Origin of the sequence: Lactobacillus sp. UMNPBX16, from assembly GCF_002553775.1 — a bacterium.
Classification (GTDB): Bacteria; Bacillota; Bacilli; order Lactobacillales; family Lactobacillaceae; genus Lactobacillus; species Lactobacillus crispatus.
Genome location: NZ_PCYU01000003.1, coordinates 19,488 through 34,057, shown reverse-complemented (window position 1 = coordinate 34,057; position 14,570 = coordinate 19,488). Strand labels below are relative to the sequence as shown.

At 38.0% G+C, this 14,570-nt stretch carries 12 protein-coding genes, 1 tRNA gene and 1 pseudogene; 4 read left to right on the top strand and 10 right to left on the bottom strand.

Features of this window, described 5'->3' with window-relative positions; translation table 11 throughout:
- Nucleotides 1-133 precede the first annotated feature (133 nt).
- The 6 genes from CP367_RS00635 to CP367_RS00610 all read right to left on the bottom strand — a co-directional run bounded on the left by CP367_RS00635 (nt 134) and on the right by CP367_RS00610 (nt 6,768).
- Nucleotides 134-670 carry an NUDIX domain-containing protein gene (locus CP367_RS00635; protein ID WP_013086771.1) on the bottom strand — a complete coding sequence of 179 codons (537 nt, stop codon included), beginning with the start codon at nt 668-670 and terminating at the stop codon, nt 134-136.
- A gap of 62 nt (nt 671-732) precedes the next feature.
- Nucleotides 733-1,644: a ketose-bisphosphate aldolase gene (locus CP367_RS00630; RefSeq protein ID WP_023488638.1), complete on the bottom strand. Its 912-nt coding sequence runs from the start codon at nt 1,642-1,644 to the stop codon at nt 733-735.
- Nucleotides 1,645-1,754: 110 nt separating this feature from the next.
- The gene (gene argS, locus CP367_RS00625; RefSeq protein ID WP_089146171.1) at nt 1,755-3,440 is read right to left on the bottom strand and encodes an arginine--tRNA ligase; all 1,686 of its coding nucleotides are present in this window, start codon (nt 3,438-3,440) and stop codon (nt 1,755-1,757) included.
- Between the two features lie 363 nt (nt 3,441-3,803).
- Complete coding sequence (locus tag CP367_RS00620; RefSeq protein ID WP_089146170.1) at nt 3,804-4,490, bottom strand: L,D-transpeptidase; 687 nt, start codon at nt 4,488-4,490, stop codon at nt 3,804-3,806.
- Between the two features lie 125 nt (nt 4,491-4,615).
- Complete coding sequence (locus CP367_RS00615) at nt 4,616-5,464, bottom strand: NAD(P)H-hydrate dehydratase (protein WP_005725666.1); 849 nt, start codon at nt 5,462-5,464, stop codon at nt 4,616-4,618.
- 2 nt (nt 5,465-5,466) lie between these two features.
- Nucleotides 5,467-6,768: a serine hydrolase gene (locus CP367_RS00610; protein ID WP_089146169.1), complete on the bottom strand. Its 1,302-nt coding sequence runs from the start codon at nt 6,766-6,768 to the stop codon at nt 5,467-5,469.
- An 88-nt stretch (nt 6,769-6,856) separates the two neighbouring features.
- Between CP367_RS00610 and CP367_RS00605 the strand changes: the two genes are divergently transcribed.
- Both CP367_RS00605 and CP367_RS00600 read left to right on the top strand, forming a co-directional pair.
- Nucleotides 6,857-6,940 (top strand) — tRNA-Leu (locus tag CP367_RS00605).
- A 137-nt stretch (nt 6,941-7,077) separates the two neighbouring features.
- Nucleotides 7,078-7,401 (top strand): PspC domain-containing protein, encoded by a 324-nt coding sequence (locus tag CP367_RS00600; RefSeq protein ID WP_165518650.1) that lies wholly within the window; start codon nt 7,078-7,080, stop codon nt 7,399-7,401.
- 383 nt (nt 7,402-7,784) lie between these two features.
- Here the strand turns inward: CP367_RS00600 and CP367_RS00595 are convergent, their stop codons facing one another.
- Nucleotides 7,785-9,431 carry a polysaccharide biosynthesis protein gene (locus CP367_RS00595; RefSeq protein ID WP_013086774.1) on the bottom strand — a complete coding sequence of 549 codons (1,647 nt, stop codon included), beginning with the start codon at nt 9,429-9,431 and terminating at the stop codon, nt 7,785-7,787.
- 93 nt (nt 9,432-9,524) lie between these two features.
- Nucleotides 9,525-11,939, bottom strand: coding sequence for a leucine--tRNA ligase (gene leuS, locus CP367_RS00590; protein WP_089146168.1), 2,415 nt, complete (start codon nt 11,937-11,939; stop codon nt 9,525-9,527).
- 289 nt (nt 11,940-12,228) lie between these two features.
- Here leuS and CP367_RS00585 point away from each other — a divergent pair, with 289 nt between their 5' ends.
- Nucleotides 12,229-12,894 (top strand): phosphatase PAP2 family protein, encoded by a 666-nt coding sequence (locus CP367_RS00585; RefSeq protein WP_065989720.1) that lies wholly within the window; start codon nt 12,229-12,231, stop codon nt 12,892-12,894.
- Nucleotides 12,895-12,936: 42 nt separating this feature from the next.
- Here the strand turns inward: CP367_RS00585 and CP367_RS00580 are convergent, their stop codons facing one another.
- On the bottom strand, nt 12,937-13,860 hold the full coding sequence (locus CP367_RS00580) for a LysR family transcriptional regulator (RefSeq protein WP_089146167.1): 924 nt from the start codon (nt 13,858-13,860) through the stop codon (nt 12,937-12,939).
- 69 nt (nt 13,861-13,929) lie between these two features.
- A pseudogene (locus CP367_RS00575) lies at nt 13,930-14,430 on the bottom strand (Rpn family recombination-promoting nuclease/putative transposase); the annotation flags it as partial.
- Nucleotides 14,431-14,464: 34 nt separating this feature from the next.
- Here CP367_RS00575 and CP367_RS00570 point away from each other — a divergent pair.
- Nucleotides 14,465-14,560 carry an IS3 family transposase gene (locus CP367_RS00570; protein ID WP_216786119.1) on the top strand — a complete coding sequence of 32 codons (96 nt, stop codon included), beginning with the start codon at nt 14,465-14,467 and terminating at the stop codon, nt 14,558-14,560.
- Nucleotides 14,561-14,570: the final 10 nt, after the last annotated feature.

The window sequence follows — 14,570 nt, the reverse complement described above, 5'->3', positions numbered from 1 at the left end:
TATTCTTCAATGAAATTTTTTTCACTTCAAAGCCATAAGCTGGTAATTCTTTTTTATAACGCAAAAAGGAATGATCTAAGACAACCCCCAGCCTTATTATCTTTAATATATTGCCATAATTTATTATATTTATTCATCTATTTTTCTTCCGATCCAGTAAATTTTTAGCTTGCTTTAATATTGGTAATTCACGTGCCGCAATCAATTTGCCGATTCGTGTATTTGCACAGCGGTTATATTCTCGCAAGGCTTCATCATAACTAAGCTTCAACGTTGATAAATGAAATTCATTTATCTCATCAGGCGTTAAATGCTTTTCACCAAAAGAAATAGCTTTACACAAATAATAGTTATTAATATTGTGGCGGTGAATTAGATTATAATAATCGTCAACAACACCTATTCTATCAATTATTTCCACATTCGCACCGAGTTCTTCTTTTAGTTCTCGCTTTAATGCTTCTTCTAAATTCTCGTCTGCTTCAACACCGCCGCCTGAAGTTTCAATTAAAGTTGCTTCACCAAAATCATCATTTCTCTTAGCTCTCACAAAATAAAAATTCTGTTTTTCATCAATCACAATTGCACGAACGATATTACGGTCATGATCAATATAGGTCAATGGCCATTGGGTATCTTGTAAATGAAGTTTTAATTCTTGTTTATTCATAATTTTCCTAAAAAAATAAAGCCCAGTGAATTGCTGAGCTTTATTTAACAGATAATCAATGATTATTCTTCGTTCAATGATGAACGGTCGAATGAAGCATCCTTAAGTTCGTCATCGATAGTCTTAGTACCCATCCAAGAAATCATTTCCTTCATCTTGGCAGTAATTGCTTCTGCACCTGGCAATAACAACTTACGTGGGTCATAACCCTTAGCCTTCTTGTCAAGGTCCTTTTCGTCTTCGATGTACTTACGAGTAGCTTCTTGGAATGCTAATTGGAATTCAGTGTTGATGTTGATCTTAGCAATACCAAGCTTAATAGCCTTCTTAACTTGGTCTTCAGGAATACCTGAACCACCGTGAAGTACAAGTGGAGTGTCAGGAACTGCTTCAGCAATTTCCTTAAGACGGTCGAAGTTTAAGCCCTTCCAGTCTGCTGGGTATACACCGTGGATGTTACCAATACCACAAGCAAGCTTGTCAACACCAGCTGCAACGAACTTCTTAGCATCTTCAACAGAAGCTAATTCACCGCCGCCTTGGTTTTCACCGATCTTACCAATTTCAGCTTCAACTGAAATACCACGTTCATGTGCTAACTTGATGATTTCCTTAGTCTTTTCCAAGTTTTCTTCAGTTGGAAGTGCGTGACCATCAAACATAACTGATGAGTAACCAAGAGCGATACATTCCTTAGCTGATTCAAAGTCACCGTGGTCCAAGTTTAAGATAACTGGAACTGAGATGTTCATTGAATCCATTTGGTCAGCTACCATGTCCTTAACGAACTTGTAACCACCCATGTACTTAGCAGCACCAGTTGATACTTGGATCAACAATGGAGTTCTAGTTTCTTCAGCAGCACGTAATTCTGCACGAGTCCATTCCAAGTTGTTAGTGTTGTAAGCACCTACAGCGTAATGGTTCTTACGAGCATCTTTAAAGATTTGATTACCGTTGTCAAAATAAGCCATTAAAAAATACCTCCTAAATATCTTACATGCCTATTGTACCCTAATAATTGAAATATGAACAATTTTTCACAGAATGTAAGCGTTATTTTCTTATTTTCATTGTTTTTCTCTTACATTTCTTTAGGAGCATTGACACCTAACAATCTAAGTGATTCCGTTAAAACGATTGATGTTGCTTGAACTAAGGCGAGACGAGCATCAATTTTATCGTCCTTGGTTAAAATCTTCACATTAGCATAGTACTTATTGAATTTTTTAGCTAAATCTAATGCAAACTTAGCAATTACTGAAGGCTCAAACTTTTCGGCACTTCTAGCTACAATTCTTGGGAAATCTGCTAAATCTTTGGCTACGGCAAAAGCCCAGTCATCATCAAGAGCTAGATCAGTTTCGCTAGGATTTTCACCCATCGCAGCAGCCTTACGTAAGACGCTTTGTGCCCGAGCATTAGTGTATTGAACATAAGGACCAGTATCGCCTTCAAAACGCACAACTTCTTCTAGGTCAAAGTCAAAATTGTCTAAACGATCATTCTTCAAATCGTGGAAGACAACGGCACCAACACCAACATCATGAGCAACTTGATCTTGATCTGCTAAATCTGGATTCTTTTCTTGAATTTGTTTTTTAGCAAGTGAAACAGCATCCTTTAATACTTGATCGAGGAAGACAACGTTACCTTTTCTAGTAGATAACTTTTTACCGCCTTGAGTGATTAAACCAAATGGTACGTGGTGAATTTCATCAGCCCAGTCATAACCCATCTTTTTCAAAACAGTCTTCAATTCAACAAAGTGTTGGGCTTGCTCGTTACCTACAACATAAAGCATCTTAACGAAGTTATATTCTTTCATTCTCCATTCAGCAGCGGCGAGGTCACGAGTTAAGTAAATTGAAGTACCATCAGATTTAACGATAATAGCAGGATTTTCACCTTCACCCATGTCAACAACTTGCGCACCACGTGATTCATGAAGAAGACCTTTTTCTTTTAATTCATCAATTACTGGTTGCATCTTATCGTTAAAGAAAGCTTCACCATTGTATGAATCAAAAGTTACGCCTAGTTCTTTATAAATTCGCTTGAAGTCTTTTAATGAAACCTCACGGAACCATTTCCATAGTTTAACTGCTTCTGGATCCCCGTCTTCAAGTTTCTTGAACCATTCACGACCTTCATTATCAAGTTCGGGATTTTTCTCAGCTTCTTGGTGGAACTTTACATAGTAGTGGAAAAGATTCATAATCGGATCTTTTTTAACGTCTTCTTCATTACCCCAGTGCTTGTAGGCAGCAATCAACTTACCAAATTGAGTACCATAGTCACCTAAGTAATTGATTTTAATAGGAGTATAGCCAACCTTCTCCATTGTCTTAGCAATTGAATTACCAATTACAGTTGAACGAAGGTGGCCCATTGACATTGGCTTAGCAATGTTAGGGCTAGACATATCAATTGGCACATTTCCTTCACCAATCTTTTGATCACCGTAATGTTCTTTTTCAGTCAAAACATCCTTCAAAGTCGATGAAACTAATTTTTCATGATCAATCGCAAAGTTAACGTAAGGACCGACTGCTTGGATATTAGCGAAATTATCACTTGATAAGTTATCCGCAATATTTTTAGCAATTTCTGCAGGATTTTTGTGCAAAGTCTTAGCCAAAATAAATGCTGGGAAAGCATAGTCTCCCATCTTAGCATTTTTAGGGCGTTCAATTAATGCAGCAATTTTTTCTTTAGGTAAATCAACTTGACTAGCAACCAAGTCAACTACTTCATTCTTAAAGTCCATCTTATTCCTCTCTTCTAAATAAAAAAGTCTCCTTCTACAAATGTAGAAAGAGACGAGTTAAAAACCCGCGGTACCACTCAGATTGATACAAAGTATCCGCTTATTTAAATTCTTGATTTTATCAGTCAAACACGCCTTCATTATCTTCTAGTATCTATCTTGCACCAACATAGACTCGCTTAAAAAGAAAATAACTACTACTTTTGACTTCTTGGCAAACATGATTATAGCAGGAAAAAACGGCTTCTGCCACTAATTTGGTTAAAAAAGCCATTCTTGAGTTGGATTAAAATCTTGAACGCTTTGAACAAAGTTTTTTACTGCAATTTTTTAAAAAACGTTGCTTAAAAAGCAACGTTCTTGTTAATTATTTTTAATGACTACCTTCGTACCATCTGGGATGTGATCCATAATCCACTTAGAATCAGGTACACTCAAACGGATACAACCATGTGAACCTTGAGTTCTTCCCAATTTGGCTGCTTCTTTTAAGTTATAGCTATAATCAGCTTTAGTTGGCACAGAGTGGAACAAGTACACGTTATCAGGACTCCAACTAGTCCAATTATTAGCTCCTTCACCTAAGTTATAATTGAAAAAGCTGTCTCCACGACCATTTTGTATCCTAAAAGTTCCAGTTGGGGTCAATGACTTGCCCTTCTTGTAGATTCCACCAGTTGATAACATGGTATACAAAACCTTGCCTTTTCTTAACAAATAGGTCCGGTTTCCTTTTAATGATACCCGCAAAGTCAAATCCTTTTCATACGGCTTAATCTTAGGATATTTTTTAGGCTCACTCTTTTTCCTCCAAGTGCCTGCCTTGCGCAAGTCCTTAGGATCGCTATATGGTCGATATAAAGCACCATTATCTACTTTTTTAGCTTGTTTTTTCTTAATTTTATTTATTTTCTTAGTTTTGGCCTTAGTCTGCGTTGTAGCAGCTTCTTGTGAGACATCAGACTTAGGTGCGCATACCTTAGCTAAGCCGATAATTGCACCAAAAGCTAGAACGATACTAGTTACGCCGATAATAATGTTTTTTTTCATAAATATGTTAATCTTCTTTTTTATTAATATTTAACTCAATTATATTATGCTTTTTCGTCTTTTAAGCGTTAAAAAACATCCCTCAACTAGGGATGCATTTATTTACTATTAGAATTTTAACATGTTTATGCCAATTCTGAATACTTTTTCATCAATTTAGGCAATACTTTAGAAAGTTCCGTTGGTCGTACCACATAATTATCTTTGGCAAGCAAGTCACCTGCTAAAGAATGAAGATAGACAGCAGCTTGAACGGTTTCAACGCCTGGGCCAAATTGAGCAACCATCCCACCGATGATTCCTGCTAAAGTATCACCCATTCCACCAGTGGCCATGCCTGGATTGCCAATTGGATTAACAAAAATTTGACCAGTCCCATTATAAACATGAGTATGATTCGATTTGAGTACTAAAAGCGCATTAGTATCTGGAATCAATTGGTTTAAAGCATCAATATTGGCACTATCTGTTTGAAACGGAATACGAATTTGACTCAATCGTTGCCATTCCATTTGATGCGGCGTCAAGATTAAGTGGCCAGCATTAGTTGGCAATAAGTTCTTATCCTGACTAATTAAATCAAGAGCACTGGCATCTAAGACAACGGTTTGTTTTTCTGAAGTACATCTTCGCAAGATAACTAAAATTTGCTTAGCGAGATCACTCATGCCTAATCCTGGCCCGCAAACTACAACATCCATATTTTTGATTAAATCTGCTAACTTAGCATCGCGCCAGTTGATAAACATTGCTTCAGGCACTCGTGCATGTAGCGGTGCTAAATTCAAAGGGTGTGTTGCAACAGCAGTCAAACCTGTGCCAGCATTAATAGCGCCTTCGGTAGACATAATAATAGCGCCACCATAGTTCTCACTACCACCGATCAAGAGTACACGACCGTAATCGCCTTTATGTGTATCGCTTTCTCTTTCTTTAATTACCTTTTTCAAGATATCTTCAGAAATTTCAGTCATATTTATCTTCCTCCGAAAATCCAGCGCCAAATTCTGACAAAAAAGTTCACCTTGTTATTAGCTGACAATGCCTTAGCCTTGACGTTCATCCCATTAGGATTAGACAATGAAACAATCTTTTCATTACCAGATTTAAATTGATAATCACCAACTGTTTGATCTTTCTTAATTGGTGCTTCTACAGATTTTTTATTCAATGATGCCACTAAAGTTTTGCCATCAGCTGGATCCCAGATAGTAGTCTTGTTCTTTAGACCCAAGTTAGTTGTTGCGTTATCACCATCAGTTACCTTAATAGTTTTGGCACCATTCATTTGGCTACCAGCAGTCATTGTTACAGGACGATACTTGGTAAAAACATAATTCATTAACTTTTTAGTTTGTTCAAATCTAGCTGGATCCGTTCCGTCACGGTGACGTGCGCCCATTACTACAGTCAGTAAACGAGCACCATTGTGTTGTACAGTTCCGATAAAACAAGCCCCTGCAGCATCAGTAGTCCCCGTCTTTAAGCCATCAACTGGATAAGCTTGATCATATTGAGAAAGCCCCTTTAACATCCAGTTAAAGTTAGCCATCTTAGTTACGTGACCAGCATCTTTAAAGTTTAAGTGAGCTAAGCGTGTAGTTTCTAATACTTCTGGGAATGCCGAGATTAATTTTTGACCGACAATAGCCATATCCTTAGCTGACATCGTATTTTCAGCATTTTTATTTACACCAGGATATGCATCTTTACCCAAATTGCCATTAGGTAAACCACAAGCAGTATAAATCTTGGCATCTTCAATCCCCCACTTTTTTACTTGAGCTCGCATTTGATCGATAAATGCCTTTTGTGAGCCAGCAATTGTTTGACCAAGCAGCATAGCAGCACCATTAGCTGATTCAATTAAGGTTGCTTGATAAAGTTGTCTTATCGTATACGAATGTCCTAGTTTTAATGGTACATTCGAATATTCTGCATTGTTGGCGACTTTAACGATTGGAGCGGTTGGTTTGACCTTTTGATCCCATGAAAGCTTATGATTTTTAATTGCCTGTAAAGTTAAATAAACAGTCACTAATTTGGTCATCGAAGCAATTGGTAAAGTTTGAGCCGCATTTTTGGCATATAAAATTTGACCTGAATCACTATCAATTGCAATTGCTGACTTTACATTTAGTTTAACTTGATCAGCTTGATAGCTACTAGTTGTATCTGCGCTAACTGGTATAGTTGCAAAAACTGCACCGCACGAAAAGATTGATACAGCTGCAACAGTTGTAATTGCTACACGTTTTATTTTTTTACTAAAAAACATGAAATTCCATCCTTTTGTATAATTAAAGTATTTTATGCTTACATTTTACCAAATATTTGGTATTATTATTCATGTAGCTAATAAAAATGCCCGCTTGGCGGAATTGGCAGACGCGCAGCGTTCAGGTCGCTGTTTAGGTGACTAAGTGAAGGTTCGAATCCTTTAGCGGGCATCATAATTATGTGTAAGTGTTGAGAGATCAACACTTTTTTTATTTTTTAATAATAGAATTTATAGCTCTTAATTTTATTAATCTCTGCTGTATAATACACATTGAAGGACATCAAATTTAGAAATGAGTTGATTACTATGAAAAAGAGACTTACTAAATCACAAAACAAAATTTTAGCTGGCGTTTTGGGCGGAATCGCCAATTACTTCGATCTTGACCCAGCTTGGGTAAGAATCATCGGTGCCGCCTTAATTTTATTCACTGGTATCTTCCCTGGTATTGCTTTATATATCATCGCTGCAATGGTCATGCCAGAACCTGGCCAAATTGCACCTAAAGCCGAAAAACACACTACTGATTATCAAACTGGTCGTCCTAATACAATGAACGGTGATTTTACCAAGTCAGATGATTCTAGTTCAGATTCTGACGAAAAAAAGACGACAACCAAGAATAAATGAATGCTATAATGTAGGTCCTTGGCAGGGGCACAAAGTTGATTTCTTCGGGAATCAACTTTTTTCTCTCGCTTTCATGAAATCGCTTCCATTTCACTAGATTATGTGTTACAGTAAAAGCGTAAAGAATAAACGTGATTAGAAAAGATAAATCTCAATATTTATCTCTAAGATGAGGAGATGGAGAATCATGATTGCTTCTATCGGTATTACATTCTTAGCACTTGAACTAATCGGGGTCTTTGTTTTAACGGCGATTACGCCTGACTAATTCTTAAATTTTAAGTAGCACTCCTAAAATTATTAGTAATGGATTGGCACGCAGGATCCAACGCACTAAAAAAGCCACTATAGATCATAATTTTGATCTGTAGTGACTTTTATTTTTAGTCATGGATGTGAAATTTTACTAAAATACTTTCAATTTTGCTACCAAGAATCTTTTGTGCTAAATCTGTCTTCAAGGTGACGAAACCATAAAAGATCACGCCCACTCCCACAGAAAAGATTACCAGGGATAATGCCGGAATTCTTCGCTCTGGACTCAAGAACTTACCTAAGCCTATTTCGACTAATTTTACAATCAGGAACATCCCGATTGAAAATGCGGTAACTCCCATTAGCCTACGACTAGTTCGATTCAAATTGAAATTATATTGAACTTCCAAATGCTTCAGTGATAGGAATACAATGACCAACAAACCCAAGTTAGTCGCAACTAGCGGACCGTAGATCTTGAATAAAAAGATCATCGGATATTGTAAAATTCCCTTCAGAATCAAGCCTAAGATCAAATATTTAATCGCTAAGCCATTTTCTGATAAACCCTGCAAAATTGCCATTAATACCGTAAACAAACCTAAGCTAATCGCCGTAAATGCAGATATATATAAGACATTGCTGCCTAATGGATCTGGTCCGTAAAAAATCGTGTACATTGGTTTACTAATTGCCGCCATCCCAAAGGCAGCTGGAATCATGACAAACAAGAACAAGTCCATCGTATTGGCAATCTGACTTGAAATACTCTTGTAGTCTCCTCTAGTATGCGCAGCCGATAGTAACGGAATAGCTGTTACCGCCATAGCACTAGCTAATGAGACGATGATCATAATTAATTTATTGGCATTCAAGCCAAATAAAGCGTACCAATCTTCGATTGTATCTGAGCTTGCATGAACTAAGCTAGCAATCATAGGGTGGAATGTGTATTGATCAACCAATGAGAACAAGGTAATTCCCGAATCAATAATGATAAATGGAATTGCTTGAGCAATAATTTCACCAAATAAATCAGTGGTTGAAACTCGCAAACGATTATTTGAATGGGCCACCAAGTAGTCCAGTCGCTCTCTTCTGGAAAGCAAAAACCAAACTAGCAATCCAATTCCAAAAAGTGCCCCAACAGCGGCAGCCAAATTAGATTGAATAACTGCATGAACGTAGGAACCGTGCTGCATTTGCATAATCACAAATGCGGTTAACAGCATCCAAACTACCCGCGCAAACTGCTCCACAAATTGTGACATCGCACTCGGCATCATGTCGGCATATCCCTGGAAGTAACCCCGCATGATACTTAAGATCGGAATAATTAAAATCGCATAAGACAAGCTCCGCATAACCGCAACTTGCCTCGGATCACTCTGACTACCATTAGACGCTAGTAGCGGCGAAGCAAAATACATAATTGCCGCCGAGACGATGCCTAAAATAGTCATCAAAATTAAACCTTTACGGAATAATTTTCGTCCAATGCCGTATTCATTTAAGGCATTATATTTGGCAACCTGCTTAGCAATCGCTCCTGGAATTCCTGCCGTTGAAATTAGAATAAAAATCGTGTAGATATTATAACTTCGTGCAGTTAAGGCATTTGCAATATTTCCGTAGGGTCCCATCCAGGCATACCACGGAATAATATACAAAGCACCCAAAATTCTTGAGGCAATCGAGCCAAAGGTCATCCAAGCAGACCCTTTTAGAAAAGTATTTTGTGTATCTTTGCTATTTAAGTTGTTTTCTTCTTCCATGAAATTTTTCCCAATATAAGTATTAACTAATTAATTGTCACGCAATTTGAACAATAAAGTAAAGTTCTACTGTTCTTTTAGGAAAAATTTAACTTATTTAGCAACGATATTAACGATCTTGTTTGGAACAACAATAACTTTTTTGACGTCTTTGCCTTCTAAGAACTTCTTGACGTGTTCGATTTCCATTGCTTGTTTTTGGAGATCATCACGATCTGCATCCTTAGGAGCTTGGAACTTACCACGAAGCTTACCGTTAACTTGAACCATAATTTCTACAGTTGACTCAACTAACTTAGCTGGATCATAAGTTGGCCACTTAGCGTAAGTAATTGATTCATCATGACCAAAGACTTGCCAAATTTCTTCCATCATATGTGGAGCCACTGGAGCTAAAAGCTTAACAAAGCCTTCTGCGTATTCCCGTGGAATGGTCTTAGCCTTTTGAGCAGCATTCATGAAGACCATCATTTGACTAATTGCAGTGTTAAAGTGTAATGATTCAAAGTCTTCAGTTACCTTCTTGACTGTTTCTGCATAAACCTTGTCAAGTTCACCATCATTCTTATCAACGATTCTTTCTTGTGGAATGGCCTTCAAGTCAAGATCGTTTACAAAGAGGCGCCACACACGGTCCAAGAACTTCTTAGTTGAAGCAGGACCATTGTCATCCCAGTCAATTGATGCATCAAGTGGACCCATGAACATTTCGTACATTCTAAGTGAATCTGCACCATATTCATCGATCACCTCATCAGGGTTAACTACATTACCCTTAGACTTAGACATCTTTTCGTGATTCTTCAAGATTAAGCCTTGGTTGTAAAGCTTCTGGAATGGTTCCTTAGTTGGCACAACACCCAAATCGTAAAGAACCTTGTGCCAGAATCTTGCATAAAGAAGGTGACGCACAGCGTGTTCCGCACCACCGATGTAAAGATCAACTGGAAGCCACTTTTTAAGCAAATCGTAGTCAGCTAATTCCTTATCATTATGTGGATCAACGTAACGCAAGTAGTACCAGCTAGAACCAGCCCAGTTAGGCATCGTGTTGGTTTCACGCTTACCTTTTCTACCGTTTTCGTCAACAACATTTACCCAGTCAGTCAAGTTAGCAAGTGGACTTTCCGGGGTACCAGATGGCTTAATGTCAGTTGCATGTGGCAAGCGAAGTGGTAATTGATCTTCCGGAACTAATGAAGTGGTTCCATCTTCCCAGTGAATAACTGGAATTGGTTCACCCCAGTAACGTTGACGGCTGAAGTCCCAGTCACGCAATTTGTAGTTGACCTTCTTCTTACCGCAGTTATGGTCTTCAAGCCATTCAATCATGCGCTTTTTAGCTTCTTCATTGTCTAAGCCATCTAAAAATTCTGAGTTAATGTGCTTGCCATTGCCAGTGAAAGCTTCCTTTTCAATATTGCCGCCTTCAATAACTGGATTGATTGGCAAACCAAACTTAGTTGCAAAAGCGTAATCACGATCATCATGGGCTGGAACAGCCATTACAGCACCAGTGCCGTAACTTGCTAAAACATAGTCAGAAATCCAAATTGGAACTTCTTTACCATTTACTGGGTTAATTGCATAAGCCCCAGTGAAGACACCAGTTTTATCCTTATTAAGATCAGTTCTTTCAAGGTCAGATTTTGATTCAATCTTCTTAATATAAGCATCAACTGCTTCTTTTTGTTCAGGGGTCGTAATTTCTTGCACTAATTTACTTTCTGGAGCAAGAACAGTGTAAGAACAACCAAACAAAGTATCTGGACGAGTGGTAAAGACATCAAAAGTCTTGTCACTATCCTTTACCTTAAAAGTAACTTGTGCACCTTCAGAACGACCGATCCAGTTACGCTGCATTTCCTTAACTGGTTCTGGCCAATCCAGATCATCAAGGTCTTCTAATAAGCGATCGGCATATGCAGTCATCTTAAGCATCCATTGACGCATGTTCTTACGATATACTGGGTAGCCACCACGTTCAGTTTTACCATCGATAACTTCTTCATTAGCCACAACAGTACCTAAATCTGGTGACCAGTTAACAGGAACTTCGGCTTCATATGCCAAGCCCTTTTTATACATTTGTTCAAAAACCCATTGCGTCCACTTGTAGTAATTTGGATCTGAAGTGGTTACTTCACGGTCCCAATCATATGAGAAGCCCAACTTGTTCAATTGACGCTTAAAGTTAGCAATGTTGTTCTTAGTAACAACTTCTGGATCTTCACCAGTCTTCAATGCATATTGTTCAGTTGGTAAACCAAATGCATCCCAGCCCATTGGGTGAAGCACATTATAGCCTTGTGCACGCTTCATTCTTGAAACGATATCAGTTGCAGTATATCCTTCTGGGTGACCTACGTGAAGTCCCTTACCAGATGGGAATGGGAACATATCCAATGCATAATAATTCTTCTTATCAGGGTCAGTGCCTGTCTTAAAAGTATCATGCTTTGCCCAATAATCTTGCCATTTCTTTTCAACTACTTTGTGGTTATACAAAATAATTCTCCTTTACTATTAAAAAACGCCCTATGAAAAAATCATAGGACGAATCATCGCGGTACCACCTAAGTTTCACAATTTGTGACACTTAATTGCTCCTTAACGCGGATGGCAACGCTAGGTTTCCTCAACACGAGACGAGTTCACAATCCTATTTTAAGACTTCACAGCAGCCAGCCTCTCTCTGAAAAAATATTCTTGTTACTACTTCTCGACCTTTATTTTCTTATAGATAATGATTATAATTTACCACAAATGCTAAAAAATACAAGAGGGGAGTACTTTTTTGATTAATACGAAACGACCACCTAAGGACACCTTAATACCTGGTATCTGCTTCGTGGTTATTTATGCTGTCTGGGCCGCACTGGTTTCATCCGGCTCACAATTTATTCACAATTTTGATAATGCTGTGATCAACATTGTTTGCAACAATAATCCAGCTAATGTCGCTTTTGCTAAAGATTTTACTAATCTCGGCAATACAAGCGTGATCACAATTGAAACAATCATTGTTTTCATAGTTTTACTGGTCTTTAAGCAATATGCATACGCTTGGTTTACCGCTGGTGTCATGATCTGTGCTAATGGCTATAATTGGATTATCAAACACGCAGTAATGCGGCAGCGTCCAACGGTCAAGCACTTAGTTTATGCGGATGGTTATAGTTTTCCATCGGGGCACTCAGTTGGTAGCGCGGCGCTATTTGGTGTTTTGATTATCCTAACCATTCTTTTAGTGAGAAGCAAATTCTGGAAGACTTTATTGATTATTATTTGGGCTTTATTCCCACTGATGATTGGTTACACCAGAATTTTCGTCCACGTGCACTATCCATCTGATGTATTCGGCGGTTGGATTGAAGGAATTACCTTTGTACTGCTTGGTTATTCCTTCCTCTATCACTTCTACATTGAGCCGAAGATGATCGACATGAAACGAAAACAATAGAAATCAAAGCAATTTAAAAGGCATCGCATGATGCCTTTTTCTTTATCCTATTTTTGCTTGTAAATGCGTCGTTTGAAAAATTGAAATTAGGTTTTCTAACGCTGGCGACTTTTCCCCGCTTTTGCTAGCAATGAAAAAGACAACATCCATTAACTTTCGATCTAGTGGCAACAAGTTAATTGGCGTTTGTTCCATTCTTCTGATAATACTTGCCGAAGAAATGGTAATACCCACGCCGTGAATTGCCAAGTTAGTTGCAGTAATAATACTATTAGACTCCATCACAATATTTTTTTCGAGTCTTAATCTCTGAAATAAGCCATTAACTTGATGCCGGATAGCTGAACCAGGTGAACTCAACACTAAAGGCTCTTGCAGTACCTCTTTTAGATCAAGTTCATCCGAATTTAAGATAAACTTTCCTGCTTGGTAATATGGTGAGGCTGGCGAAATCACTACGTAATAGCGTTCCTCGCCACCCGCAACCACATCTAAACTCGAGTCAAGTGCTTCTGGCGTCTGACCAATATAACAATCCAGCTCGCCATTAAGCAGTCTTCTTTCATTTTCTCTGGGGAAATTTTCAAATAGCTGAATCTTGACGTTGGGGTTTTCTTGCAAAAATTGCGGCAAAATTTCTGGCAATAAATATGTACCTAAGCTCTCCAAAATGCCAATTTTAATTATCTGTTGGTCAGGATGAGTATATGCCTCCAGCTTGCGCCCTAATTGCTGCTTATTATATGAAACATTCTCCAAATATTGATAGTAAATTAGACCTGCAGGAGTTAACGTATAGGGTCTCTCATCTCGGTTGATGATCTTAGTGCCTAATTTTTTCTCAATTCGTCCAATTAGCTGCGTTAAATAAGGCTGGGAAATATATAATTCTTTAGCTGCTCTGGTAAAGTTACTCTCTTTTAGCAGAACATCTAAAAAATGTTGTAATTCTTCAGGATTATTCATGATCAAGCCCCCGTTATCTAAAAAAATGATATCTTCACAGCTATCATTATATCTTATCGACTAGGCGTTTTTCACAAAGTCTGCTACTTCTTCTGTGTTCATGACGTGTTGCCTCCATTCTTCGGTTCTACGATAATTGTTCATCGACTTTTTAATTCGACTGACGAGTTTTCCATTTGAAGTTGGCTTGCCTTCAATCATGCGATAAAAGTCATCAAGCTCAGGTCTGATCTCGCCTTTTGTTCCCTTTGTGTTTAAATATATTAACGCAGAATCGTCATTTAATTCAACTGATGGGTCTTCCTTAGCAGTATAAACAAAAGTATATCGCTTCAAGCCTTTTCCTTTGGGATCAAACGGCAGAATAAAAATTACATATGCAGCGTGCAGCTCGCCATATTCTTGTTTTCGTCGTAAAAAGCCATCTTCCATCATCTTGAACAGGTATTGCCTGGCTCGTTTATCCATGTCTGCTTTATGCGCGACCTGCATTTCCACATTGTAACGCCTGCCTCTGCTATCCGTAATCAGGACATCAAGAATCGAAACTTTATCTTCTTGGTGTGGCATAAAATGGCGAAACTTCACACTTTAGTCCTAATACATTCATTACTACAATCATGATAGAATTAAAACAGTACTAAAAAACCATACTCCGATAGAATATCGAAATATGGTTTTAAATAAAGCAGTTCAATAATATGTCCCAA

Bases quoted from the DNA above. Each gene is read 5' to 3' on its own strand.
- CP367_RS00580 (WP_089146167.1), bottom strand. From the start codon at position 13,860: ATGAATAATCCTGAAGAATTACAACATTTTTTAGATGTTCTGCTAAAA.
- CP367_RS00610 (WP_089146169.1), bottom strand. From the start codon at position 6,768: ATGTTTTTTAGTAAAAAAATAAAACGTGTAGCAATTACAACTGTTGCA.
- CP367_RS00595 (WP_013086774.1), bottom strand. From the start codon at position 9,431: ATGGAAGAAGAAAACAACTTAAATAGCAAAGATACACAAAATACTTTT.
- CP367_RS00600 (WP_165518650.1), top strand. From the start codon at position 7,078: ATGAAAAAGAGACTTACTAAATCACAAAACAAAATTTTAGCTGGCGTT.
- CP367_RS00620 (WP_089146170.1), bottom strand. From the start codon at position 4,490: ATGAAAAAAAACATTATTATCGGCGTAACTAGTATCGTTCTAGCTTTT.
- CP367_RS00615 (WP_005725666.1), bottom strand. From the start codon at position 5,464: ATGACTGAAATTTCTGAAGATATCTTGAAAAAGGTAATTAAAGAAAGA.
- argS (WP_089146171.1), bottom strand. From the start codon at position 3,440: ATGGACTTTAAGAATGAAGTAGTTGACTTGGTTGCTAGTCAAGTTGAT.
- CP367_RS00630 (WP_023488638.1), bottom strand. From the start codon at position 1,644: ATGGCTTATTTTGACAACGGTAATCAAATCTTTAAAGATGCTCGTAAG.
- CP367_RS00635 (WP_013086771.1), bottom strand. From the start codon at position 670: ATGAATAAACAAGAATTAAAACTTCATTTACAAGATACCCAATGGCCA.